The sequence below is a fragment of the Burkholderia lata genome, from assembly GCF_902499335.1.
Lineage (GTDB): Bacteria > Pseudomonadota > Gammaproteobacteria > Burkholderiales > Burkholderiaceae > Burkholderia > Burkholderia lata_B.
Genome location: NZ_CABVQK010000001.1, coordinates 605724 through 631277, shown reverse-complemented (window position 1 = coordinate 631277; position 25554 = coordinate 605724). Strand labels below are relative to the sequence as shown.

The window sequence follows — 25554 nt, the reverse complement described above, 5'->3', positions numbered from 1 at the left end:
GGTGTTGCGTGACAAGCAGTTTGCTTCCCGTCACAGATGCGCATGCAGCAACACCTGCACCACACGCATGCCGGAAGCCCCGTGCGACGGGCTTCTCGATGCTGGCATCCGAATTGCAATAGGTAACCCGTGCGTCGCGCACGCACGTGCGTTCAACCGATCAAACAGGATGACTCATCGATGTTCAGGAAAAAACTAATCGTCACCGCGCTGGGGGGACTGCTGACGGGCGGGGCCGTATCGTTGCCCGCATGGGCGGAAGATGGCGCGGCGACGGCGGCACCGGACGCGAAACCGGCGCAACAGGGCGCGGACGATACCGCCGTGGCCGCACCGAAGGCGGCACGCGCGAACCGCGGCACGGCCGCACGCGAAACGAACCTCGGCACGGTGACGGTGACCGCGCGCCGGCGCAAGGAGAGCATCCAGGACGTGCCGGTCGCGGTGAGCGCGCTGAGTGGCGACGCGATCAGGAACAACGAGCTGCGCGTGGTGAACGACGTGACGAAGTATGTGCCGAACTTCACCGGCCAGTCGACCGAAGGCCGCGAGCGGCCGCGCTGGTTCCTGCGCGGCGTCGGCAGTAACGATCCGTCGGACCTGTCGCTGAGCCCGATCGGCGTGTACTTCGACGACGTCTACATCAACAGCGTGTTCGGGCAGGGCTTCCCGCTGTTCGACCTCGACCGCATCGAAGTGCTGCGCGGCCCGCAGGGCACGCTGTGGGGCAAGAATACCGTCGGCGGCGCGCTCAGCATCACGTCGCAGAAGCCGACCTTCGACGTGAGCGGCTACGGCAAGATCGGGCTCGGCCAGTACAACAGCCGACTCGCGGAAGCCGCGATCGGCGGGCCGATCGGCAAGAACGACGTGCTGGCCGCGCGCGTGTCGGTGTATCACGAGAACGCCGACAGCTTCTACACGAACACCGTGCAGCAGGGGCGCTTCGGCGGCTTCCACGACAATGCGGTGCGCTTCCAGGTGCTGGCCGTGCCGACGTCGGATACCGACTTCCTGTTCAACATCCACGGCCGCAACTACACGGGCGGCGGCAATGCGTGGCACGCACAGGGCGCGGGGCCGGGCGGCGCGAACCAGTTCGGTTTCGTCGGGTCGAGCGATCCGTACACGGTGTCGCTCAACGCGCCGTCGAGCGATCACATCTCGACCTGGGGCACGTCGCTCACCGCGCACTGGCGCATCAACCCGGCGGTGACGCTGACGTCGATCACCGCGTTCGAAGGGCTGCACCGCTGGTACCAGGACGACGAGGACTATTCGGCGTTCGACGCCGCGCGCTCGCATGACCGCCTGTCGAGCCGCCAGTTCTCGCAGGAATTCCGGCTCGAATCGCCGCAGAACGACCGGCTGAGCTGGCTCGTCGGTACGCACCTGTTCACCGAGCAACTGGCCGAGCAGGGTGCCGGCGGCGGCCTGCCGGGCTCGCCGTCGCCCGCGTTCTACCACCTGACCGACCTCACGCAGCACACGCAGAGCGCGGCGATCTTCGGCAGCGTGAAGTACCGGTTCACCGACCGCTTCAACGTGACGGGCGGGCTGCGTTACACGATCGAGCGCAAGAACATCAACCTGACCGGGCTGCAGGACACCGGCAACGTGACGTTCAGCAATCCGGGCAGCTGGTGGGATCCGTCGTCGGTGTCGTCGCCGCTGGCGGTCAGCGCGCGGCAGAACCAGACGAACACGTGGCGCGCGCCGACCTGGGACCTCACGCCAGAATATGCGCTCAGCAGCAACGTGCGAGCGTATTTCCGCTATGCGCGCGGCTTCCGTTCGGGCGGCTACAACGGCAACGCGTACACGCAGAGCACGGTGTCGACCGTGTCGCCGGAGTACCTGACCGACTATGAAGTCGGCATCAAGAGCGAGTGGTTCGACAAGCGGCTGATCGTCAACGCGAGCGTGTTCCACTACGACTATCGCGACATCCAGGTGTTCGCGCTCGCGCCGAACCCGTTCGGCGGCCCGCCGGTGTCGACGCTGTCGAATGCGGGGCAGGGGCGTGCGGACGGCTTCGAGCTGGAACTGAAGGCGCAGCCGGTCAACAGCCTCTACCTGTTCGCGAACCTCGGGATGCTGAATACGCGCTATACGGAGTTCCGCAACGTGCCGACCGCCGTCGGCAACTCGTTCGCGCGCTCGCCGCATACGACGCTCAACGCGGGCTTCGACTATCGCGTGCCGGTGTCGTTCGGCACGCTGACGGCCGGCGGCGACGTGAACTATCGCAGCCGCGAATACTTCAGCGCGACGCGGCAGACGATGCCGCAGCTCTGGCAGGGCGGTTACACGGTGCTGAACGCGCACGTGTCCTACACGACGCCGAACCAGAAGTACATCGTGACGGGCTACGTGACGAACCTGACCAACAAGGTCTACAAGAAGCTCGAGCTGTTGCCGTCGTATGGCGCGTATCCGGTGCTGTACGGCGATCCGCGCACGGTCGGGATCACGCTGACCGCGAAGATCTGACGGACGCCTCGAGCAGGAGCATGAGACGCGTGCGGCGACGCGGCGACGGGCCGTGCTTGCCGCGCGTCAGATCAGCAGCGACAGCGTCCTGAACAGCGCGAGATCCGCCTTGCGTGCCGATCGCGCATGGCGGCGGATCACGTGCAGCAGGCAGTCGATGAAGCAGCGCGCCGCATCGCTCAGCGTGCTGCTGCGCCGCGTGACGATCCCGAGGTCGCGCGGCTCGAAGGTCTCCTTCAGCGGCAACGCGCGCATCCGTTCGCCGAACGACGGCACGGCCGCGAGGATCGTCGGGCACCACGTGCACATGTCGGCCTGTTCGAGCATCGTCTGCAGCATCGCCACCGACTGCGCGCGCACGATGCGCCGTTCGTCGATTTCGGCACCGTGGCGCGTGAACAGGTAGTCGACGAGCGCGGCCTGCCCGTCGGCCGCGAAATTCAGTACCCAGTCGTGGTCGAGCAGGTCGTGGATCGACCGTGCGTGCTCGCGCGGATGGCCGGCGCGCACCATTACCGAGGTTTCGTAGCGCAGCGTCGGCTCGAACGCGAACTCCTGCGTGCCGCCCGGTTGCACGTGCCCGAGCGCGAAGTCCATGCTGCCGTCGCGCAACAGCGGCTGCGCGACGGCCATCAGCGCTTCGTAGAGTTCGAGGCGCACGTCGGGCATCCGCTCACGAAAGCGCAGCACCGTTTCCGCGAGGAAGGTCATCGTGAGCCACGGCGTGACGCCGATGCTCAGCCGGCCCTCGACGCGGCCGCGCATGCGTTCGAGATCGCTCTGCGCGTGTTCGAGCTGTTTCAGCACGAGCTTCGCGTGCGTGAGCAGCGTCTTTCCGTATTCGGTGAAGCCGATCCCCTCCGGCGCGCGGACCAGCAGCGGCAGGCGCTCGCTGGCCTCCAGCTCGCGCAGCGCGCGCGTGACGGCGGCCTGCGACAGCCCGAGCGTGCGCGCCGCGCCGCGGATGCTCCCGGCCTCCGCGCTCGCGACGAGCGCCTGCAGTTGATGCAGCTTGATCGTGCTCATGGTGCGATACCCGACAACGAAAGGTTGTCATCATAACGAAACCGAGGCTGTTCGCCGGGATTTTCGCTGCCTACGATGCGGCCACGATCGGTCATTCGGGCGATCGGCAACCGGAGTGCATCGAGGAGAATCGGGGTTGGACCACAAACCTATTCAGACGGAAATGGCGGCCATCGAGACGGAAATGATCGCGCTGCGCCGCCGGCTGCACGCGCATCCGGAGCTCGGCTTCGAGGAACATGCGACGAGCGACCTCGTGGCCGATTTCCTGACAACGTGGGGTTATCGGGTGACGCGCGGGCTCGGCGGCACGGGCGTGGTCGGTACATTGACGCGCGGCCCCGGGAAACGGCTCGGGCTGCGCGCGGACATGGACGCGCTGCCGATCCGCGAGACGACCGGGCTGCCGCATGCAAGCCGGTACGACGGCGTGATGCACGCGTGCGGCCACGACGGTCATACGGCGATGCTGCTCGCGGCGGCGCGCTGCCTGGCCGAGCGCGCCCGCTTCACGGGCACGCTGAACCTGATATTCCAGCCGGCCGAGGAAGGGCTCGGCGGCGCGAAGCGGATGATCGACGACGGGTTGTTCGAGCGGTTTCCGTGCGATGCGGTGTTCGCGATGCACAACGTGCCGGGCCTGCCGGCCGGCGTGCTCGGTTTTTGCGACGGCCCGGCGATGGCGTCGGCCGACGAGGTGCGCGTGCGCGTGACCGGGCGCGGCGGGCATGGCGCGGCGCCGCATACGACGATCGATCCGGTGGTCGTGTGTGCGTCGATCGTGATGGCGCTGCAGACCGTCGTGTCGCGCAACGTGAACCCGCAGGACCTGGCAATCGTGACGGCCGGTTCGATCCATGCGGGCACCGCGTCGAACGTGATCCCGCCGCATGCGGATCTGGAACTCAGCGTGCGTGCGCTGTCGCCGGACGTGCGCGCACTGCTCGAACGGCGCATTCGCGAGATCGTGCACGGGCAGGCCGCGAGCTACGGCGCGACGGCCGAGATCGACTACCGGCACGAGTACCCGGTGCTCGTCAATCACGCGGCGGAAACCGCGTTTGCGCGCGACGTCGCCCGCGAATGGGGCGGCGACGCCGCACTGATCCCGCATCTGCGGCCGATCGCGGCCAGCGAGGATTTCGCGTTCATGCTGAACGCATGCCCCGGCAGCTACCTGTCGATCGGCAACGGCGACGGCGCCGCCGGATGCGGGCTGCACCATCCCGGCTACGACTTCAACGACGCGTGCCTCGCCACGGGCGCGAGCTACTGGATTGCGCTGGCGGAACGCTACCTCGCGTGACGGCCTCGCACGGATTTGACTGACGATTCACACAAGGAAGGAGACTGGCAATGAAGCAGTGGAAACGGATGGCGGCGCTCGCGGTGGCGCTGGCGGCAGGGGCGGCGCATGCGGGCGACTGGGCGGGCAAGGAGATCCGCCTCGCGGTCGATCCGACTTACCCGCCGCTCGAATACAAGCTGCCCGACGGCACGCTGACGGGCTTCGGGATCGACATCACGAACGCGTTGTGCGCGGAGCTGCATGCGCGCTGCGTGTGGGTCGAGTCGAGCTTCGACGGGATGATTCCCGGGTTGCTCGCGCGCAAGTTCGACGTGATTGCGTCGTCGATGACGATCACGCCGAAGCGGCAGCAGCAGATCGCATTCACGAACCGCATCTCGAATGCGCCGGCGCGCCTCGTCGCGCGCAAGGGTTCGCCGCTTCTGCCGACGGCCGACGCGCTGAAGGGCAAGCGCGTGGGCGTCGAGCAGGGTTCCGCGCAGGCCGACTACGCGATCGCGAACTGGCAGCGGGCCGGCGTGCAGATCGTGTCGTACCAGAACCAGGACCAGGTCTATGCCGATCTCGTGACGGGCCGGCTCGATGCGGCGTTCCAGGCATCGATCGCGGCGAACGACGGCTTCCTGAAGAAGCCGCAGGGCAAGGATTTCGCGTTCGTCGGCGGCGCGATCGACGACGTGAAGTACTTCGGGCAGGGCGACGGGCTCGGGCTGCGCAAGCAGGACAACGACCTGCGCGACGCGTTCAACCGCGCGCTTGCGACGATCCTCGCGAACGGCACGTACCAGCGCATCAACAAGAAGTACTTCGATTTCGACATCTACGGCGCGAAGTAAGCGGCGACGCCCGTCAGGGGGCGGTAACGACAATATAAATAAGGATTACGGATGAACTGGAGATTGTTTTTCGTCGCGATTCCGGCGCTGTGCGCAGCGCCCGCGTTCGCGCAAGGCAGCGTCACGCTGTACGGCCTCGTCGATGCGGGCATCGACTACACGAACAACGTCGGCGGCCACAGTGCGTGGCAGATGGCGAGCGGCTTCGCGCAGGGCAGCCGCTGGGGGTTGAAGGGCACCGAGGATCTGGGCGGCGGCTACAGTGCGCTGTTCCAGATCGAGAACGGCTTCAATGTGAACAGCGGCACGCTCGCGCAGGGCGGCCGCATGTTCGGGCGGCAGGCCTACGTCGGGCTCGGCAGCGCGCGTTTCGGCACGCTGACGCTCGGCCGGCAATACGATGCAGTGGTCGACTATCTCGCGCCGACGACCGCGAACGGCAGCTGGGGCGTCTATCCGTTCTCGCATCCGCTCGACAACGACAACACCGGCAACACGTTTCGCGTGAACAACACGGTGAAATATGCGAGCCCGGATTTCGCCGGCTTCTCGTTCGGCGGCACGTACAGTTTCAGCAACGACACGGGCTTCGCGAACAACCGGCAGTGGAGCGTCGGCGCGCAGTACGAGCAGGGCGGGTTGCTCGTCGGCGCGGCGTTCCTGAATGCGGACAACCCGGGGGCGACGTCGGGCGGCGCGATCGCGGGTTCGGGATCGGTCGGCGCCGATGCGAACTTCGCGTCGGCACGGCTGCGGATCTTCGGTGCGGGCATCAACTACACGGCGGGGCCCGCGACGGTCGGGTTCGCGTACACGAACAGCAACGTCACGCGTCCGACCGCGAACGTCGGCTACCTGTTCGGCGACGAAACGATCGGGCCGGTGACCGGCCCGCTCGCGGGCGGCACGGTGTCGTCGATCAAGTACCAGAACTTCGAGGTGAACGGCAAATACCAGTTCACGCCCGCGCTGTTCGTCGGCGCGCAGTACGTGTACACGACGGTGCGCTATGACGCGACGACGGGCACCGCGAAGCCGAAGATCCATTCGCTAGGGTTGATGGCCGACTACAACCTGTCGAAGCGCACGGACGTGTACCTGATGGGCGCGTACCAGCGGATCGCGGGCGATGCGACGGGTTCATCGCTCGACCAGGCCTATGTTCCCGGCGCGGCGGATCTGTCGTCGACGTCGAAGCAACTGATGGTGCACGCGGGGATCCGTCACAAGTTCTGACGGCGCGATGAGGGGAAGGGCGGCGGGCGCGGCACTGCACCGCCCGCCGTCCGTCACGCTTACTGCGCGACGCGAATCACGACCTTGCCGAAGTGCTGCCCCGACTGCAGGTACGCATACGCCTGCGGCACTTCGTCAAAGCCGAACACGCGATCGACCACCGGCTTGATCTGCTTCGCGTCGACGAGCCGCACGACGTCGTCGAGCATCGCGCGGCTGCCGACCATGATCCCGTGCAGCTGCCGGATCCCGCCGATCAGCGACAGCAGCCCGAGGTCGGGGCCGGCGAAGCTGCTGAGGCCGCCGATCACCGACACGATCCCGCCCATCTTCGTCGCGGCGACCGAGCGCGGCAGCGTGTCCTTGCCGCCGACTTCGACGACCAGATCCGCCCCTGCGCCGCCGGTGAGCCGCAGCACTTCGTTTTGCCATTCGGGCGTTGCACGATAGTTGATGGTTGCGTCCGCACCGAGTGCGCGGGCGCGCTCGAGCTTTTCGTCGCTCGACGACGTGATGATCGTGCGCAGCCCCGCCGCATGCGCGAGCTGCAGCGCGACGATCGACACGCCGCCCGTGCCGAGCAGCACGACGGTCGCGCCGGGCCCCAGGCGGCCGTCGGCGAACAGCGCGTTCCACGCGGTGATGCCCGCGCACGACAGCGTCGCCGCTTCGTCGTAGTTCAGATGCGCGGGAATCGCGACCAGCGCGGCTTCATCGGACACGAAGTGTTCGGCCAGCACGCCATCGAATTGCGCGCCGGGCGACCCTGACGCTTTCTGCGGCGTCGGCGGCCCGTCGATCCAGTGCGGGAAGTACGTGTTGATCACGCGATCGCCCGGCTTGAAGCGTGTGACGTCGCGGCCGGTTTCGATGACTTCGCCGGCGCCGTCGGCAACCGGAATCATCGCGTCCGTGCCGATGCCGAGATAGTCACCGCGGGCGAACATCAGGTCGCGATAGTTCAGTCCGGCCGAGTGGATCTTCACGACGACGTCGGTCGGCCCGACCGCGCGGCGTGTCGCGTCGATGCGCCGAAGCCTGGCCACGCCGTCGCCCGGTTTCACTTGCCATGCGTGCATGTCGACTCCTTTTCGAGATAGAGCGGACTATCATAGTGTTGCGCACAGGGACGCATTGGCGAGAATTCGGCCAACGACTGTCGCCTGTGTGGACACAAACCTGTGACCCAACCGGAGCGGAATGGCATGGACGAGCGGCTGAGAGGCGTTGCCGAATTTGTCGACGTGGTGGAGTCGGGCAGCTTCGCTGCTGCGGCGCTGCGGCTGGGCGTCACGCGCTCGGCCGTCGCGAAGGTCGTCGCGCGGCTCGAACGCCGTCTCGGCACACGGCTCCTGCAGCGCACGACACGTCAGCTCGGCCTGACCGACGAAGGGCTTGTCTATTACGAGCAGTGCCGGCGGCTGCTGGCCGAACTCGGCGAGACGGAGGCCGCGCTCGACGCGGGGCAGCGCGAGCCGGCGGGGCGGCTGCGCGTCAGCGTGCCCGTGCTGTTCGGTCGGCAATGCGTGGCGCCCGTCATGCGGCGCCTCGTGGAGCGCCATCCGCGGCTCGAAATCGACGTGTCGTTCAGCGATCGCGTGGCCGACCTGGTCAACGACGGGTTCGACATCGCCGTGCGCATCGGCGAGCTTGCCGATACGAGCGCGCTCGTCGGCCGGAAGCTCGGCGTGCAGCGCATGGGCATCTGCGCGTCGCCCGCGTATCTCGAACGTCATGGCCGACCGGCAGGACTCGACGCACTCGCGTCGCACGTCGGCATCGCATATTCGCGCGGCGGGCAACCGACGCCGTGGCGGGTTGTCGGCGCGGACGGCGCGGTGCACGATCATCGCCCGACGGGCCGCCTGCGGCTCGACGACCTGCAGGCGATTGCCGATGCGGCCGCCGCCGACGCGGGCCTCGCGTGGCTGCCGTGCTGGCTGATGGCGCCTTACCTGCGCGACGGCCGCCTCGCGCTCGTGCTGGACAGCAACAGCGTATCGGGTGCCGAAGTGTTCGCGGTGCGGCCGGCATCGCGCCAGGTGCCGTCGAAGGTGCGCGTCGTCATCGATGCGCTCGTCGACGAGATACCGCGCATGCTGGCGTCGGACGATTGAGGCGGGCGCGACAGGCCTGCGCCGCGCCGTTTAACTCGGTGCTCGATGCGGATTGCAGTCCACCGAATACTCCGCTTGTTCGCCATTGACGTGCAGCACCAGTGTCGCCATGCAGATATCGCCCGAACCGACGCTCAGCCGCAGCGTCGCGAGCGGCTGATCCTCGCCGCCCGCGAGTCGCGATTCGCCGGAGCGCGTCAGCGAGGCCGAGCCCGCACCGCCGGTTTTCGTGATGCGCAGGCTGTACGACACGTCGACCGGTGCGGCCGCCCGCACGTGCGGCACGATATTCACGCCGCCGGCACTGGCGGCGATGTCGAAATAGGCGTTGAGATCGTGAATGCCAACCATGATCGTCCCCTGTCGAATGAAAAAAAGGCCGAACGGGCATCCGTCCGGCCTTTTCGCTACGCCGGCGGTGCTTAGTGCTGCTTGACCGAGACGGTGTTGTTGAAGCCGCTCTGGTTGATGCTCGCGTAGTTCCCGTTGCCTTGCTGCAGCAGCGAGGCGTTGTTGTTGTAGCCGATCTGCGTCACGTAGCCCTGGTTGCCGGTGCCCGAGACTTGCGATGCGTTGATGACGTTGAAGCCACCGATTTCCGAGAGGCTCAGCACGTCATTCGCACCCGTCTGGGACGCATTGGCGTAGTTGCCGATGTCACCCGACTGGCTCACCGTCGCCAGCGAACCCGCTGCCGACTGTGCCACGTACGCCTGGTTGTAAGCCGAACCCTGCGTAATGGCTGCCGTCGAACCGGCCGAGCCGCTTTGCGTGATCGCCGCCGTGTTGCCCGCGGCGGTTTGCGTAATGGACGCGCTGTTGCCGTAGCCGAACTGCTGCGTGATCGTCGCGGTGTTCGACGCGGCCGACTGGTTGATCGTCGCGTTGTCGCCGAACTCGAACCACTGATTGACCGTTGCGTTGTTGTTGTCCGCGGTTTGCGTGATCGAGGTCGTGTTGGCGAGTGCCGCGAACTGGTTCACCGTTGCGTTGTTGCCGCTCAGGCCGCCCGATTGCGAGATCGTCGTCTGGTTGTTGGCGCCGGCCGTCGACGTCACGTTGGCGGTTTCGGTGCCGCTCTGGGTCGTCGTGACGTTGTCGCCGATCTCGGCGAACTGCGTCACGTTCGCGTTGGTCGTGCCGCCCGTTTGCGTGATCGACGTCGTGTTGCCGCCGCCCCAGGTCGTCTGGACATTCGCGGTGCCGTTGTTGCCGGTCTGCGTGATGCCGACGGTGTTGGCGAAGGTGTCGGTCTGCGCGACCGTCGCGTTGTTGCCGATCGCCGACTGGCTCGGCGAGCCCTGGTTGATCGTCACGCTGTTCCAGCCGCCGCCCTGCTGCGAGATCGATGCGCTATCGATGTAGCTGTACTGGTTGATCGTGTTGGTGTCGTATTGCGGGCCGCCCGTGTACGCCGACGTCGTTTGCGTGATGTTCGCCGAGAAATCGCCGCCGCCGGACTGCGTCACGTAGTTCCGCTCGTTCGACGTGCCCGTTTGCGACACGTTCACGCTCGAGTACGGCTGCGCCCACCAGGAGTTCTGCTGGATCACGGTCGTATCGCCGCTGCCGCCTTGCGTCGTCACGTTGGCGACGAACCCGTAGCGCGGATCGTTGCCGTATGCCGACTGGGTAATCGACACCGAATCCCCGGACGTTGCCGTCTGTTCGACGGTTGCCGAGTTGAAGTTGCCGGTTTGCCCGATGTTCACGGTGTTACCCGACGAATCGGCCTGTGCGGCAGCCGATGCGAGCATCAGCACGGCGATTGCGATTGCAGACTTGGTCACCTTCATTTGTTGCTCCTGATTCGAAAGAAAATTCGCCGGAAAAGTCGGTCTTTTACCGGCACCCCCGCCAATTGAGGGCGCTCTCACGCCCCACACCTCACACCCCACACCTCACACCACTACAAGCAAAGCACTTGCATCCTGCGTAACCGTTACCGCGTCACCACCGTGGCGCGCGCACCGTTGCCGGTCTGGATCACCTGGATGCCGGTGTTCGATCCGCCCTGCACGATGTTCAACGCGTTGTTGCTGCCGTTCTGCGTGACGCGCGCCGACAGCGACGTGCCGACCTGCGTCGAATCGACCGAATTGCCGGCACCGTTCTGTTGCACCTGCAACGTGTTGCCGTTGCCGCGCTGCGTCGCCTTCAACGTATTGCCGAAGCCGCCCTGCGCTGCCGCGATCCAGTTCTGCGCACCGGTCTGCCGCGCGACGATCGAATTGCCGTCGCCGGCCTGCCAGATCAGCGCCCCGTTATGGCCCGCCTGGTCCAGCGACGCGGCGTTGCCGACGCCGCTCTGCCGGACGGCAACAATGTTGCCGCTGTAGTCGAATGCCGGTTCGGGCGGGCCGAGATCGTTGAGCGGCACGGGTGCCGCCGACGCAGCCTGCATGGCCGCTGCTGCCCACATGGTCGCGAGCACCCGCCGCACTGCGCGGGCGCGCCCGTTCCGATCATGCTGTCGATTCATCATGTGTTCTCCGCTGGCCGGCCGATGCCGGTTAATGAGTGGACGCGACCGCACGATCGATCTTCTGCGGGTCGTACGCGGTGTTGGCGTCCTCCATGTCCTGCGCGTATTGCCGGTCTTCCTGCAGATACCGCTGCATCGTCGGGTCGTACCAGTCCTGGTCGCTTTTCAGTGCCCAGGTCTGGTTCGCGACGCCCTGGACGATCAGGTGCGTGAGCGCCGATTCGATCGCTTCGTTCACGCAGATCTGCGCGGGTTCGTTGCGGGTCAGCCCGGCTTCCGCTTGCAGCAGGTCCTTGAAGCCGACGAAGCGATAGATGCCCGTATCGACCTGATAGGAGTAGACGGTCTTGGTCGTCGAGACGCTGTTGAGCACCTGGCCCGTGCGGATGTCGATCGCACGCAGGTTGACGGTGACCTGGTCGATCCGGTATTGCGTCGACCCGCTGATCCCGAGGTAGGCGACGCCGGCCCCGCCGGTCCGGACGTTCGTGTCGTAGCCGACGATGCCGCCTTCGAGCACGATGTTCGCCGGCATGAGCGGCGCCATCGCATCGTTCTGCGCCTTCTTCACATCCGCGCCGTCGGTGGCGCGCATGATCTTGCGTTCGGTCAGCAGATCCTGCAGGTTCTCGCGTTCCACCGGCGTGAACCAGCCGGAGTCGCGCATCGCCTTGACGAGGAACGACGCGCCGCCCTGCGTGACCTGCGACGAAAAGGAGCTGTCCGGCGACGCCTTGTATTGCCCGGTCAGGTCGCGAAAGCCGTACACGGCCGCGACGATCTTGCCCTTCGGCGGCGGGAGATGCGTGAGGTCGCGCGTGGTGCGTGTCGGCGGTGTCAGCGTGGCATTGCTCAACGCGGGCATCGGCCGCGTGACGCAGCCGACCAGCGACAGCAGCAGCACTGCGCCCATTGCGATTCGTGTCATCCCCGTGTTGAAGCGTGCGCGTTCAGCGTTTTTCTTCATGATTCGCTCAGTTGTTTTTTGATTTATTGGCCGTTGCTGACGATGAAGGTCGAGGTCGCGCCCGTCGTCTTGTCGGTGGTCGTCACTTGCAGGTTGCCGTTGCCGGCCGAACTCACGACGATCGTGAAATTGCCCGTGCTGATCGTCCCCGGCTTGAGCTCGCCGTTGGTGCCGACGATCGAGTTCGTCACCGAGCCGGCGACGCGCGACAGGATCGCCTGCTGCAGCTGCGCATTGAACTGGTCGAGGGACGACGTGGACGTCGGCGACGAATAGGCAGACAGCGACGGATCCGTATGCTTGTTCTGCGCATTGGCCTCGTTGAGCAGGTTGGGGCCGTTGGCCGGGTTGCCGCCGAAGTTCGGGTTGTTCGGCTGATAAACCAGCGTCGACGACCACGCATAGGGCGAAGCCGCGGTCATCGCGACCAGCGCGATCAAACTCAATCTGATTCGATTCATTTTCACAAACCCCTGATTTTGATTAATCGACTAAATCTCGTCTTTCGCCAGATCCGAATCGGGAAACAGCAAATTCGATAGATCGTCCTGAATGACGGTTTGAAAGGAAATGCTGGCGGCGTTTTCGGCCACGGCCCGGACATTGGCCCGCGCGATCGGCAGGAAGGTCTGGAATACGCGCTTCTGCTGGAATTCGACCCAGATCAGGCTGCCGTAACGCCCGGACGGGCGTTCGTGAATGGCGACCATGTAGCGCTCGCTCAGCGGGATTTCCGACCACGTCTGCGAGAAGTACGTATAGAAATCGCGGCCGGCGAGCGTGACGGCGTCGGTCGTGACCGTGCCGCCAAGCTGGTCTTCCGGAAGTGCGTGGCGGGCGGCGGCCTTGGCACTGGCCGACGCGGCGCCGGCGGCCGGCTTCGCGGCGGCCAGGCCCGCGCCGGGCGCGGGTCTCGGTGCTTCAAGGACGCGCTCGGCGTTCAGCAGCGTCGAGGGCGGCGCGATCGGATGTCCGCCGTTCGCCGCGGCGGAAGGCGGCGCGTCGACGGTGTCCTGGGCCTGCGCGCGTGCCGTCGCGAATAGCGACAGGCACGTCACGGCCCCCCAGGCCAATCGCCTGCTTGCGCTCGAAACCATTTCCCCGACCCCCGGATTCATTTGTACGAAATAGGCCGGCGCCCGATTTTCGGGTTATTCGTTCCTGGTCGAACGCGGCACATGGTGGGGGGAGTCAGCAAGAGGCGTGCCTGCGGCTGTTTTAAACGGATTTTATTTTCAAGTGGTTATTCGTCTTATTTTTGGGGTGCATATTTTCTTCACGTAAAACGTTTGCGAGTCTGATATTCATTAACAAGCTTTCTTTTATTTATGGCGCATTACAGTTAAATCAGACGATATTCGATGGAAATCGTAATTTTCAAATTCCTGGCGATGCTGATGCGCGGCAAACGTAACGTGCTGCTACGAGCACGCCCGTAACGACACGACGTAACGTCCCGTTACACACGTAGAATCGTCCGACGAAAGCGCAGGTTCCGGGCCTCCGCCCCGGAAACATCTCTCCACGTTATTCATGTGAACGGACTTCGGGAGCACTCATGTCATCTCGCACGTATCTCGTCACCGGCGCATCGCGCGGCATCGGCCTCGCGGTGAGCGCATTGCTCGCACGGCGCGGCCATCGCGTCATCGGCCTCGCGCGGCATGCGCAGGGCATCGACTTTCCCGGCGAATTGCGCGCATGCGATCTCGCCGACCTCGAACAGACGGCGGCAACCCTTGCACGCATCAGCGAGCAGCACGATGTCGACGGCATCGTGAACAACGCCGGCATCGTGTTGCCGCAACCGCTCGGGAAGATCGATTTCCAGTCGCTGCAGACCGTGTTCGATCTCAACGTGCGGGCAGCGATCCAGGTCACGCAGCATTTCGCGGATACGATGAAGGCACGCGGTTACGGGCGCATCGTCAACATCTGCAGCCGCGCGATCTTCGGCAGTCTCGATCGCACCGCGTATTCCGCCGCGAAGAGCGCACTCGTCGGCTGCACGCGCACGTGGGCGCTCGAACTCGCCGAACACGGCGTGACCGTCAACGCGGTTGCGCCGGGGCCGATCGAGACGGAACTGTTCCGGCAGACGCGGCCCGTCGGCAGCGAAGCCGAACGCAAGGTGCTCGCGACGATTCCCGCGCGCCGGCTCGGCACATCCGATGACGTGGCGGCCGCGATCGCGTTCTTCCTGTCGGACGAAGCCGGTTTCGTCACGGGGCAGGTGCTGGCCGTGGATGGCGGCGGCAGTCTCGGCGGGCGTAGCTGACGCACGGCACGAAGCAGGCAGGCACGAGGCCCGGCAGCGGCCGGTTTCGGCGCGCATTCCGGGTGCGCGCATATGCGTGTGCTGATCGCCGGCATTCCGCTTGCGCGCATATTCCGCTACCCCGTTAGCATGTGACGAATCGGACTTTGGGTGCCGCGCGCGCGACGCTAAGATCGCCGATCCCGTAGATCGAGCGTTCAGAACAATGAAAAAGTCCGCGTCGCCGTTGCATGCTTTTCGTTTCCGTGTCGTCTACGCCGCGATTGCCGGCGCGCTGTCGCTCGCATCGTGCGGCGGCGTCGACAGCGATACGCCTTCGTCACAAACGAACACCACGCCGCCGCTGGCGGCGAAACGCCCGAACATCCTGTACATCATGGCCGACGATCTCGGCTATTCCGACATCCATGCATTCGGCGGCGAGATCAACACGCCGAACCTCGACGCGCTCGTCGCGTCGGGCCGCATCCTGTCGAACCATCACACGGGCACCGTCTGCGCGATCACGCGCGCGATGCTGGTGTCCGGCACCGACCACCATCTCGTCGGCGAAGGCACGATGGGCGTACCGACCGACGAACGGCGCGGCCTGCCCGGCTACGAGGGCTACCTGAACGACCGTGCACTGTCGTTCGCACAACTATTGAAGGATGCCGGCTACCACACCTACATCGCGGGCAAGTGGCATATCGGCTCGGGGATCGTCGGCAGCACGACGGGCAGCGGGCAGACGCCGGACCAGTGGGGTTTCGAGCACAGCTACGTGCTGCTCGGCGGCGCGGCGACGAACCACTTCGCGCACGAGCCGGCCGGCTCGTCGAACTACACGGAAGACGGCCGCTACGTGCAACCGGGCCAGCCCGGGCAGCCGGGCGGCGCGGGCGGCAGCCCGGCCGTGTTCTATTCGACCGATTTCTATACGCAGAAGCTGATCTCGTACATCGATTCGAACAAGCGCGACGGCAAGCCGTTCTTCGCGTACGCGGCCTACACGTCGCCGCACTGGCCGCTGCAGGTACCCGATCCGTGGCTGCACAAGTACGCGGGCGTGTATGACGCCGGCTACGACGCGATCCGCAACGCGCGGATCGCGCGGCAGAAGGCGCTCGGCCTGATCCCCGCCGATTTCAAGCCGTTCGACGGCCTGCCTGAAACGACGGCCGCGTCGCCCGCGACCGCGAACAACGGCACGGCCGGCGCGAAATACATCAGCGCGGTGCATTCGGCCGCGGACGGCTACAGCGACTACGGCCCCGGCAAGGTCGACAAGCTGTGGTCGAGCCTGTCGCCGGCCGAGCGCAAGGCACAGTCGCGCTATATGGAGATCTACGCGGGGATGGTCGAGAACCTCGACTACAACATCGGCCTCCTGATCCAGCACCTGAAGGACATCGGCGAATACGACAACACGTTCATCATGTTCCAGTCGGACAACGGCGCGGAAGGCTGGCCGATCGACGGCGGCGCCGACCCGACGGCGACCGATACCGCGAACGGGCAGGATCCGATTTACTCGACGCTCGGCACCGACAACGGCAAGCAGAACGCGCAGCGCCTGCAGTACGGGCTGCGCTGGGCCGAGGTGAGCGCGTCGCCGTTCCGGCTCACGAAGGGCTATTCGGCCGAAGGCGGCGTATCGACGCCGACGATCGTGCGCCTGCCCGGCCAGTCGCAGCAGTTGCCGACGCTGCGCGCGTTCACGCACGTGACCGACAACACGGCGACGTTCCTCGCGGTCGCGGGCGTCACGCCGCCGTCGCAACCGGCGCCGCCGCTCGTCAACACGCTGACGGGTGTCGACCAGAACAAGGGCAAGGTCGTCTACAACAACCGCTACGTGTATCCGGTCACGGGTCAGTCGCTGCTGCCCGTGCTCACGGGTTCAGCGACGGGCGAGGTGCATACGACGCCGTTCGGCGACGAAGCCTATGGCCGCGCGTACCTGCGCAGTGCCGACGGCCGCTGGAAGGCATTGTGGACCGAGCCGCCGCTCGGGCCGATCGACGGTCACTGGCAGCTGTACGACCTCGCGTCGGATCGCGGCGAGACGACCGACGTGTCGGCACAGAACCCGTCGGTGATCAGCACGCTGGTCGACCAGTGGAAGACTTACATGAGCAACGTCGGCGGTGTCGAACCGCTGCGTCCGCGCGGCTACTACTGAACCCGGGAGCGACAAGATGCGGTTCCGGTTCTGGACGATCGGCGCGGCGCTTGCCGGCACGCTGTTCGCCGCCGCGTTCGCGGCCGGTTATGCGAATCCCGTCGCACCGGCGGGCGATGCATTCGACGACGCGAATCGCGGCCGCGCGCTCGCGCCGCTCGGCTCGGAGCGGCAGTGCGCACGCTATTCGGGGCTGCCGGCCGGGTGGCGTGACGACGCGAAGGCCGGGATGGTGCACCTGCGCGGCGGCGCGTTCGTGTTCGGCAGCACGCGCGGCTACGCGGACGAGCGCCCGGTGGGCGACGGCCGCACGCGTGTCGGCGGGTTCTGGATCGACCAGACCGACGTGACGATCGCGCAGTTCGCCGCGTTCGTGCAGGCGACCGGCTACGTGACCGAGGCCGAGCAGCAGGCTGGCGCAGCCGTGTTCCACGTGCCGACACGCGACGAGATGAATGCGCGCGATCTTGCGTGGTGGTCGTGGGTGAAGGGCGCGTCGTGGCGTCATCCGCGCGGGCCGGGCAGCGGCATCGACGGGCTCGGCAACCTGCCCGTCACGCTCGTTACGCAGCGCGATGCGCTCGCGTATGCGCGCTGGCTGGGCCGCGACCTGCCGACCGAGGCCGAATGGGAATACGCGGGCAAGGCCGGCCGCGACGACGCATCGCTCGACGCGGCGCCGCGCGACGCGCAGGGCAAGCCGGCCGCGAACTACTGGCAGGGCGTGTTCCCGGTGCTCGACACGGCCGAGGATGGCCACGCGGGGCTCGCGCCCGTCGGCTGCTACGCGGCGAACGGGTTCCGGCTCTACGACATGATCGGCAATGCATGGGAATGGACGAAGGACGCGTACACGGGTCCGCACCAGTCGCATACGAACGGTGACACGGCGGCGGTCGCGCCGCCCACGCGCCGGCACGATACGCCGATGGTCATCAAGGGCGGGTCGTTCCTGTGTTCGCGCGATTACTGCGTGCGCTATCGCGCGTCGTCGCGCGAACAGCAGGAAGCCGATCTCGGCGCGTCGCATATCGGGTTTCGCACGATTCTGAGGGATGCGTCATGAAGCGCGTCATGGTTTGGGTGGGCGCGTGGCTGATGGTTGCGTGTGTGGCCGTTCAATCGGGTTCGACCGTTGCCGCCGAATCAGCCGCACCGGCCGTGCGCGTCGGCGTGACGCGCGGCGTGCATGCGCAGATCCTGGACGAAGTGAAGCGGGTCGCCGCGTCGCGAGGATTCGGCATCGATGTCGTCGAATTCGACGATGCATCGCGCATCGACGCGGCGCTTGCCGATGGCCGGATCGACGCGGCCAGCTTCGAGGATGCGCAACAGCTTGCCGCGACGCGCGCGCAGAAACGCTACGCACTGACCGAAATCGCGCCGACCGTCACGCTGCCGATGGCGCTCTATTCGCGCAAGCTGAAGAACTTGAACGAACTGCAGCCCGGCGCGACAGTCGCGATTCCCGCCGATCCGCGCGGGATGGCACGCGCGCTCGTGCTGCTGCAGAACGACACGCTGGTGACGCTGCGCGAGCAGGCCGGCCTGCATGCGACGCTGCGCGACGTGACCGGCAACCGGCTCGGGCTGAAGCTCGTCGCGCTGCGCCGCGATCGCCTGTACGCGGCGCTCGACACGGCCGCGTTCGTCGCGATCGACAGCGACGATGCCGCGCGTGCCGGGCTGCAACCCGCGCGCGACAGCATCAGCATCGAGGATGCGCGCTCGCCGTATGCGAACGTGCTGACGGTGCGCGATGCCGATCGCGCGAAGCCGTGGGTGACGCAGCTCGTCGCCGCGTATCACTCGGACGACGTCGCGCGCTTCATCCTCACGCGCTACCAGGATTCGGTGCGGCGGCCGTGGTAGACACCTACCTGCTCGCGTGCAACGCATGCGGACGCTGCTGTAACAGCGCACCGGCGCTGTCGTTGCGTGAACTGTTCCGGCATCGGCATCGCTTCGTCGGCGCACTGACGATCCGTCGTGTGCCGAAGCGGCGGATCGGCGAGCGCTGGCGTGCGGGCGGCCGCGAGCACGCGCTCGACGCGGACGACGTCGCGGCTTCCGATGCGCTGGCCGAGCGGTTGTTTCATCGCACCGGTAGCGCGGGGAACGAATGGATCGCGCTGACGCTGCAGGGCTACGACTATCCGTCGCTTGGCCGTTGCGCGGCGCTGGCCGACGACGGCCGCTGCAGCGTGCATGCGGACAAGCCGTCGATCTGCAGCGCGGTGCCGCTCGATCCGATGCTGCCGGACCGATTGCAGTCCCGCGTGCTGGCCGCACGACGCGACGATGCGGCGTGGCTTGGCGCGAACTGCATCGTCGAAACGGCGAGCGCGCAATCGTCGGTTGAATCTTCATTTCCGATTCCGCTGGTGACGGCCGGACAGGTCGCGGACCGTGCGGCGCTCGACGCGTATCGCGATGCGCTCGTGTTCGAGCGCGCGGTGTGGCGTGATGCGGTGTTCGCATCGTGGACCGATGGCGGGCAGGACGTGCGTCATGCGCTGTCGCGGCTTGCGCCCGGCGGCTACCTGACCGTGTCGATCGTGCCTGTCCTGCTCGCCGTCGCGTCGATATCCGCGCATTGCCGCGCGCTGTGCGTGACGTTCATCGACGCGCAACTCGCGTTGACCGGTATGAACATTGAAGCGGCACTCGCACGCCGGCATGCCGGCGACCGGCCCGCGACGCGCGAGTTGCGCGGCTTCGCGCAGGCGCTCGAACGTGCACGACAGGCACTGGCCGCGATGCCGGCGCCCGCGCCCGGCATGCGTGAAGACGCGCCGCGCATCGACGCGTGGCTCGACGACCGGCCCGGCATCGATACGCTCGCCGCGTGACGATCTCGGCACGCCGCACGTGCCTTACAATCGGCGCTCTTTCAATTCCCTTCGATGGAGCGGGCATGTACGCGTCGACCTTCATTTTCCGAGCCGGGCAATACGACGACGAATTCCACCGGCTCGACCGGCAGATCGCCGACATGGCGCGCGCGACGCCCGGCTATCTCGGCGAGGAGACGTGGGAGAACGCCGAAGCGGGGCTGATCCAGAACGTCTACTACTGGGAGTCGGAGGCGGCGCTGCAGCAGCTGATGCAGCATCCGGCGCATCTCGAGGCAAAGACGAAGCAGGCGCGCTGGCTCGACGGCTATCGCGTCGTGATTTCGAAAGTGTTGCGCGAGTATGGCGACGGCAAGCTCACGCAGCCGCATGCGGGGCAATCCGCCTGAATGCCTGTCTGATTCATTTCTTTCGCATTACGGATAAATAACACGGTGCCGAGCCTGGAAACCCGCGTACGCACGCGGGTTTCCGCTGCATCGCGTGCAATCAATTCTTCATCAAGCATGGCTAAGGTGGCGGGGCTTCACGTCGTCAGTCTGTCCACCAACAACGTCCTCACTCGATGTCGTACGGAGCCTTGTCCATGCCGAATTTCGCCTTGTCCGCGAAGCGCCGCCGCGCGCTGCGCGATCGTACCGTTCCTGTCGTTGCACTGACGCTGATTGCCGCGAGCATCGGCGCGCAGGCTGCCCCGCACGACAACGACGGCGATAGCCGTTTTGCGCCGGGTTTCGTGCCGGGCTTCCTGGTCCTCAGCCGCAGCGTGTACGACAACGTGTCGAGCAACGTCCAGCCCGGCGCGATCCTGCCGCCGAACTGCGCGAAGACCACCGGCGGTTGCGGCACGGCATCCGGCGCGCCGAACGACGGTACCTATCCGTACGTGTGGAACAACGACCGCTACGACGGCAGCTTCGGCATCACGTCGCGCATCTTCCTCGACCAGATCACGCCGGGCGGCGGCGTCGTCAGCACGCTCGAAGTGCCGAACAGCCTGCAGAAAGGCTTCGCGCACGACCAGATGGTGACGAGCTTCAGCTCGAAGTCGGAACTCGGCCTGCACCTGTCGCTCGACGGCAGCTACCTGACGTTCATGGGCTACGTCGCGCCGGTCAACGCGATCGACGTGTCGAACTCGAACACGCCGGTTGCGATCGATACGACGAACCCGGACGGGCAGAACTTCTATCGCGCGATCGCGCGCGTCGATCGCCACGGGCATTTCCGCTTCACCGAGACGAACGCGTACAGCGGCAACAACGGCCGCGCGGCGATCCTGAACAATCGCGACGGCCATGACCTCTACTACACGTCGGGCAATGCCGGCAACGGCTCGAACCCGCAACCGGACAACGTGATCCTCGGCGCGGGCGCGCAGCTGATCGACGGCGCGAAGCATCACGAAGCGCAGCAGGATCCGGGCGTGCCGACGCCGCTCGCGAGCTTCTCGGTCACGGAACTCGGCGCGAAGGCCGACAAGATCGGCAAGGACGACAACTTCCGCGGCATCGCCGTGCACGACAACGTCGTGTACTACACGAAGGGCAGCGGCGGCAACGGCGTGAACACCGTGTACTTCGTCGATACGACCGGCACCGCGTGCCCGTCGGGCGTCGGCGTGCCGTCGCCGAAGGCCGTGCTGCCGACGGCGCCGCTCGCCTACAACGCCGCCACGCTGCAGACGGCGGGCCTGCCGAACAACATGTGCGTGCTGGCCGGCTTCCCGGTCACGCCGAACAAGACCGCGACGACGCTCGCCTATCCGTTCGGGATCTGGTTCGCGGACGCGAACACGCTGTATGTCGCGGACGAAGGCGACGGCTACACGGGCGGTGCGGACCTGTACACGCATGCGGCTGCGCAGACGACGGCGGGCCTGCAGAAGTGGGTCTACGACGCGGGCACGAAGCAGTGGAAGCTCGCCTACACGCTGCAGAACGGGCTGAACCTCGGCCAGCCGTATTCGGTCGCGGGCTACCCGGCGGGCAACAATTCGGCGACGGGCCTGCCGTGGGCACCGGCGACGGCCGGCCTGCGCAACCTGACGGGCCGCGTCGAACGCGACGGCACGGTGACGATCTGGGCGATTACGTCGACGGTCAGCGGCAACGGCGATGTCGGTGCGGATCCGAACCGGCTGGTGGCCGTGCGTGACGTGCTGAAGAACACGAGCGCGACGACGGCTGCGCACGAGCAGTTCGCCGTGCTGCGGACTGCGAAGTTTGCGGAAGTGCTGCGGGGGATCGAGTTCGCGCCGGGGACGGATACGGGCCGGTCGCACTGAGGCAGGCAAGACCCGGTTGATGCCGGGTGACAGGGGCACGGCCGGGCGTTTCAGCGGCCGTGCCCTTCAACGTTGTAGCGGCGCGTACGCGATTCGCGCGGCGAGGTCGAATGCGTGCCGGCTGTGCGGCCTCGCCCCGCGCGGGCCCGTACCGCATCAAAGCGCTTCGACCAGCAAGCGCTTGCTCTTCTCGCAGTATTCGTGACACGCGGCCCGCGCCGCAATCGACGCGCCATGCACGAACCTCGGCGCGTCCGCCCGCCGCGACATCGATACGACGATCGACGGCGGCGACGGCTGCAGCGGCAGTTCGACCACTTCGCCGCTTTCGATCAACGCATCGACGAACAGCACCGGAATCGCAGCCACGCCGAACCCGTCGCGCACGAGCTGCACGATCACCGAGATCGACGGCGAACCCGTGATGCGCGTCTCCGCCAGCGGCACGCCGTGCGCATGAGCGAGCGTGCGGACGATATCCTCGAGTGCGCGATGGGGTGCCGTCCCGCGCCCGTAGGTGAGAATCGGCTGGCGCAGCACCTGCCTGGCGAGCCCCGTGCGCGTGTTCGGCAGCAGCCCCGCGCGCGCGATCCAGCGCACCGGATAGTTCGCGAGCGCATCGCACACGACCGACGCCTCGTCGCTGCCTTCCACGCGGATGATCAGGTCGAGCTCGCCGGCCATCAGCCGGCGCTGCAGCACCACGCTGACGTCGACGGTCAGGTCGATTTCGAGCTGCGGATAGTCGGCCGCCAGCCGCCGCATGTAGTGCGGCAGCCAGCTGTGCACGACGGTCTCGATCACGCCGAGCCGCAGCTTGCCGCGCAGCGCGCTTTCGCCGGATGCGGCGGCCTGCAGCTCCTGCGTCGCCTCGACCACGGCCTTCGCATAGCCGAGCAGGTATTCGCCGTTCGGCGTGAGCCGGAATTCGCGGCTGTCGCGGTCGACGAGTACCGTCTGCAGTTCGTCCTCGAGCGCCTTCAGGCGCTGCGAGATCGCGGCCGGCGTCGCGTGCAGCGCGGCGGCCGTCGTGCGGAAGTTGCGCAGCTTCGCGAGCGTGACGAAAGTTTCGAGAAAACGCGTGTTCATGGCGGTCGGGCGATGGGTGGATGCGCACTTTGCCGGTGAGGAAAAGTGAACGGAGCCGGGGAAAACCCCAAGATCCGTTAAGAAATTCTATACACGAAGCGCAAAAAAACTCGTTGGCGACAAAATTTTTTCTTTTCTATTCTTCGCCGTATCCGATGACACGGCACCGTCATCCCGACGACATACCGATCTGCGATAGAACCTCATGACGCCTTCCGAATTCCGCCAGTCCGTGCGCCACGGCGCGTTCCGCGGCCCGACCGCCGGCCACTGCGGCCCGTACGCACAAGCGAACCTCGCGATCCTGCCCGAGGCGGTCGCGCACGATTTCCTGCGCTTCTGCCAGGCGAACCCGAAAGCCTGCCCGCTGCTGGGCGTCGGCGAACCCGGCGCGTTCCGGGTCGACGCGCTCGGCGAGGATCTCGACATCCGCACCGACGTGCCGAGCTACAACGTCTACCGCGACGGCCGCCTGACCGAGCGCGTCGAGTCGCTGGAAGCGTTGTGGCGCGACGATTTCGTCGTGTTCGCGATTGGCTGCTCGTTCTCGTTCGAGGACATGCTGGCCCGCGAAGGGATCGGCCTGCGCCACGTCGAGGAGGGGCGCAACGTGCCGATGTACCGCACGTCGATTCCGAACCGCCGCGCGGGGATCTTCGGCGGCCAGCTCGTCGTGTCGATGCGGCCGATGCGCGGCGCCGACGCGATCCGCGCGGTGCAGATCACGAGCCGGTTTCCGGGCGTGCACGGCGCGCCGATCCATCTCGGCGACCCGCGCGAACTGGGCATCGCCGATCTGAACGCCCCCGAATTCGGCGACGCGGTGACGATCCGCGACGGCGAGCTGCCGGTGTTCTGGGCGTGCGGCGTGACGCCGCAAACCGCATTGATGGACGCGAAGCTGCCGATCGCGATCGCACATACACCCGGCCACATGCTGATGACCGACATCACGAACGCGTCGCTGGCCGTATTCTGATCCGGGGCGACGACCCGCACGACCACCCGCACGCACGATCGCCATTTGACGGCGCATAACGACAGGAGCACCACCATGGAAAGCAAGACCCTCGCGGCGAACGCCGCGGAGCCCGCGAGCCCCGAGCGCAACGGCCTGTTCTCGTGGTACGCGGACGCGCAGCCGCGCGAGCGCCGCGCGTTCTGGAGCTGCAAGGTCGGCTACATGCTCGACGGGATGGACACGCAGATGCTGTCGTTCGTGATCCCGACGCTCGTCGCGACCTGGGGCATCTCGTTCGCGGACGCGGGCTTCATCGGCACGATCACGCTGCTCGCGTCGGCGGCCGGCGGCTGGATCGCCGGCATCCTGTCCGACCGGATCGGCCGCGTGCGCACGCTGCAGCTCACCGTGCTGTGGTTCGCCGTGTTCACCGCGCTGTGCGGGCTCGCGCAGAACTACCACCAGCTGCTCGCGGCGCGCGCGCTGATGGGCTTCGGCTTCGGCGGCGAATGGACCGCCGGCGCGGTGCTGATCGGCGAAGTGATCCGCGCGCGCGATCGCGGCAAGGCGGTCGGCCTCGTGCAGTCGGGCTGGGCGATCGGCTGGGGGCTGTGCGCGCTGCTGTATGCGCTGCTGTTCTCGGTGCTGCCGGCCGAGCAGGCGTGGCGTGCGCTGTTCCTCGTCGGGCTGGCACCGGCGCTGCTGGTCGTCGCGATCCGCCGCTACGTGAAGGAGCCGGACGTCTACGAGAAGGAGAAGGCCGCGCAGGCGAAAGTGGCCGATGCGCCGCGCCTCACCGAGATCTTCGCGCCGAAGCTGATCACGACGACGCTGCGCGCGGCGCTGCTGACGACCGGCGCGCAAGGCGGCTACTACGCGATCACGACGTGGCTGCCGACCTTCCTGAAGACCGAACGTCACCTCACGGTGATGGGCACCGGCGGCTATCTCGCGATGATCATCTTCGGTTCGTGGGTCGGCTACCTGACGAGCGCGTACCTGACCGACCGCCTCGGCCGCAAGCCGAACTTCATCCTGTTCGCGGTCGGCTCGATGGTGATCGCGTTCGCGTACACGTCGCTGAACCTGACCAACGCGTCGATGCTGTGGCTCGGCTTCCCGCTCGGCTTCTTCGCATCGGGCATCTTCTCGGGGATGGGCGCGTTCCTCACCGAGCTGTTCCCGACCCGCGTGCGCGGCTCCGGCCAGGGCTTCTGCTACAACGTGGGCCGCGCGATCGGTGCGCTGTTCCCGTTCCTGATCGGCGCGCTGTCGAAGGAGTACGGGCTCGGCACGAGCATCGGCATCTTCGCGGTCGCCGCGTACGGCGTGGTGATCGTCGCCGCGCTGACGCTGCCCGAGACACGCGGCCGCGAACTCGACGCCGCCTGACCGACGTCGGCGGCGGGGCGCTCCGCCCTTCGTTTTCTTCCCCTTTCATCGACTCCGTG

23 protein-coding genes are annotated in these 25554 nt (G+C 66.6%); 14 read left to right on the top strand and 9 right to left on the bottom strand.

Going from position 1 to position 25554, the window contains the following annotated elements; all coding sequences use genetic code 11:
• Nucleotides 1-180: 180 nt before the first annotated feature.
• On the top strand, nt 181-2493 hold the full coding sequence (locus tag BCO18175_RS02915; protein WP_174979268.1) for a TonB-dependent receptor: 2313 nt from the start codon (nt 181-183) through the stop codon (nt 2491-2493).
• A 66-nt stretch (nt 2494-2559) separates the two neighbouring features.
• Here the strand turns inward: BCO18175_RS02915 and BCO18175_RS02910 are convergent, their stop codons facing one another.
• Complete coding sequence (locus BCO18175_RS02910) at nt 2560-3519, bottom strand: LysR substrate-binding domain-containing protein (RefSeq protein WP_174979266.1); 960 nt, start codon at nt 3517-3519, stop codon at nt 2560-2562.
• A gap of 184 nt (nt 3520-3703) precedes the next feature.
• On the opposite strand from BCO18175_RS02910, the gene BCO18175_RS02905 reads away from it, so the two are divergent.
• Genes BCO18175_RS02905 through BCO18175_RS02895 form a run of 3 tightly spaced genes read left to right on the top strand, consistent with a single transcriptional unit; the run spans nt 3704 to nt 6900 of the window.
• Nucleotides 3704-4825, top strand: coding sequence for a M20 aminoacylase family protein (locus tag BCO18175_RS02905; protein WP_174979603.1), 1122 nt, complete (start codon nt 3704-3706; stop codon nt 4823-4825).
• A 50-nt stretch (nt 4826-4875) separates the two neighbouring features.
• Nucleotides 4876-5664, top strand: a complete 789-nt coding sequence (locus BCO18175_RS02900; RefSeq protein WP_174979264.1) for an ABC transporter substrate-binding protein — start codon at nt 4876-4878, stop codon at nt 5662-5664.
• A 51-nt stretch (nt 5665-5715) separates the two neighbouring features.
• Nucleotides 5716-6900: a porin gene (locus BCO18175_RS02895; protein WP_174979262.1), complete on the top strand. Its 1185-nt coding sequence runs from the start codon at nt 5716-5718 to the stop codon at nt 6898-6900.
• A 59-nt stretch (nt 6901-6959) separates the two neighbouring features.
• Here the strand turns inward: BCO18175_RS02895 and BCO18175_RS02890 are convergent, their stop codons facing one another.
• Nucleotides 6960-7979: a zinc-dependent alcohol dehydrogenase family protein gene (locus BCO18175_RS02890; RefSeq protein WP_174979261.1), complete on the bottom strand. Its 1020-nt coding sequence runs from the start codon at nt 7977-7979 to the stop codon at nt 6960-6962.
• A 126-nt stretch (nt 7980-8105) separates the two neighbouring features.
• Between BCO18175_RS02890 and BCO18175_RS02885 the strand changes: the two genes are divergently transcribed.
• Nucleotides 8106-9017, top strand: a complete 912-nt coding sequence (locus BCO18175_RS02885) for a LysR family transcriptional regulator (RefSeq protein WP_174979259.1) — start codon at nt 8106-8108, stop codon at nt 9015-9017.
• A gap of 30 nt (nt 9018-9047) precedes the next feature.
• On the opposite strand, the gene csgH is transcribed toward BCO18175_RS02885, so the two are convergent.
• The 6 genes from csgH to BCO18175_RS02855 form a co-directional block, all read right to left on the bottom strand.
• Nucleotides 9048-9368 (bottom strand): curli-like amyloid fiber formation chaperone CsgH, encoded by a 321-nt coding sequence (gene csgH, locus BCO18175_RS02880; RefSeq protein WP_174979258.1) that lies wholly within the window; start codon nt 9366-9368, stop codon nt 9048-9050.
• A gap of 71 nt (nt 9369-9439) precedes the next feature.
• Nucleotides 9440-10813, bottom strand: coding sequence for a beta strand repeat-containing protein (locus tag BCO18175_RS02875; RefSeq protein WP_174979256.1), 1374 nt, complete (start codon nt 10811-10813; stop codon nt 9440-9442).
• Between the two features lie 146 nt (nt 10814-10959).
• A complete protein-coding gene (locus BCO18175_RS02870; protein ID WP_174979255.1) occupies nt 10960-11502 on the bottom strand; it encodes a hypothetical protein in 543 nt (180 codons plus the stop codon).
• Between the two features lie 28 nt (nt 11503-11530).
• Nucleotides 11531-12469, bottom strand: coding sequence for a CsgG/HfaB family protein (locus BCO18175_RS02865; protein ID WP_174915690.1), 939 nt, complete (start codon nt 12467-12469; stop codon nt 11531-11533).
• 23 nt (nt 12470-12492) lie between these two features.
• Nucleotides 12493-12930: a curli assembly protein CsgF gene (locus BCO18175_RS02860; RefSeq protein ID WP_174915689.1), complete on the bottom strand. Its 438-nt coding sequence runs from the start codon at nt 12928-12930 to the stop codon at nt 12493-12495.
• A 30-nt stretch (nt 12931-12960) separates the two neighbouring features.
• On the bottom strand, nt 12961-13542 hold the full coding sequence (locus BCO18175_RS02855; RefSeq protein WP_174968091.1) for a CsgE family curli-type amyloid fiber assembly protein: 582 nt from the start codon (nt 13540-13542) through the stop codon (nt 12961-12963).
• A gap of 485 nt (nt 13543-14027) precedes the next feature.
• Between BCO18175_RS02855 and BCO18175_RS02850 the strand changes: the two genes are divergently transcribed.
• The 7 genes from BCO18175_RS02850 to BCO18175_RS02820 all read left to right on the top strand — a co-directional run bounded on the left by BCO18175_RS02850 (nt 14028) and on the right by BCO18175_RS02820 (nt 22053).
• A complete protein-coding gene (locus tag BCO18175_RS02850; RefSeq protein WP_174979252.1) occupies nt 14028-14747 on the top strand; it encodes an SDR family oxidoreductase in 720 nt (239 codons plus the stop codon).
• 205 nt (nt 14748-14952) lie between these two features.
• A complete protein-coding gene (locus BCO18175_RS02845) occupies nt 14953-16911 on the top strand; it encodes an arylsulfatase (protein ID WP_174979251.1) in 1959 nt (652 codons plus the stop codon).
• 16 nt (nt 16912-16927) lie between these two features.
• Nucleotides 16928-17977: a formylglycine-generating enzyme family protein gene (locus BCO18175_RS02840; protein WP_174979250.1), complete on the top strand. Its 1050-nt coding sequence runs from the start codon at nt 16928-16930 to the stop codon at nt 17975-17977.
• Nucleotides 17974-18783, top strand: coding sequence for a MetQ/NlpA family lipoprotein (locus BCO18175_RS02835; protein ID WP_174979249.1), 810 nt, complete (start codon nt 17974-17976; stop codon nt 18781-18783). The genes BCO18175_RS02840 and BCO18175_RS02835 overlap by 4 nt, the downstream gene beginning before the upstream one ends.
• Entirely contained in the window at nt 18777-19763 is a 987-nt protein-coding gene (locus BCO18175_RS02830; RefSeq protein WP_174979248.1) for a YkgJ family cysteine cluster protein, read from the top strand. Before BCO18175_RS02835 ends, BCO18175_RS02830 begins: the two co-directional genes overlap by 7 nt.
• A gap of 65 nt (nt 19764-19828) precedes the next feature.
• The gene (locus BCO18175_RS02825; protein ID WP_174968097.1) at nt 19829-20155 is read left to right on the top strand and encodes an antibiotic biosynthesis monooxygenase family protein; all 327 of its coding nucleotides are present in this window, start codon (nt 19829-19831) and stop codon (nt 20153-20155) included.
• A gap of 197 nt (nt 20156-20352) precedes the next feature.
• The gene (locus BCO18175_RS02820; protein ID WP_174979247.1) at nt 20353-22053 is read left to right on the top strand and encodes a hypothetical protein; all 1701 of its coding nucleotides are present in this window, start codon (nt 20353-20355) and stop codon (nt 22051-22053) included.
• Between the two features lie 156 nt (nt 22054-22209).
• Here BCO18175_RS02820 and BCO18175_RS02815 read toward each other — a convergent pair whose 3' ends face one another.
• Nucleotides 22210-23142, bottom strand: coding sequence for a LysR family transcriptional regulator (locus BCO18175_RS02815; protein ID WP_174915680.1), 933 nt, complete (start codon nt 23140-23142; stop codon nt 22210-22212).
• Between the two features lie 205 nt (nt 23143-23347).
• Here BCO18175_RS02815 and BCO18175_RS02810 point away from each other — a divergent pair, with 205 nt between their 5' ends.
• Together BCO18175_RS02810 and BCO18175_RS02805 are read left to right on the top strand one after the other, a co-directional pair.
• On the top strand, nt 23348-24121 hold the full coding sequence (locus BCO18175_RS02810; protein WP_011356168.1) for a putative hydro-lyase: 774 nt from the start codon (nt 23348-23350) through the stop codon (nt 24119-24121).
• Nucleotides 24122-24196: 75 nt separating this feature from the next.
• Nucleotides 24197-25495: an MFS transporter gene (locus tag BCO18175_RS02805; RefSeq protein ID WP_174979246.1), complete on the top strand. Its 1299-nt coding sequence runs from the start codon at nt 24197-24199 to the stop codon at nt 25493-25495.
• The last annotated feature ends 59 nt before the right edge of the window (nt 25496-25554 follow it).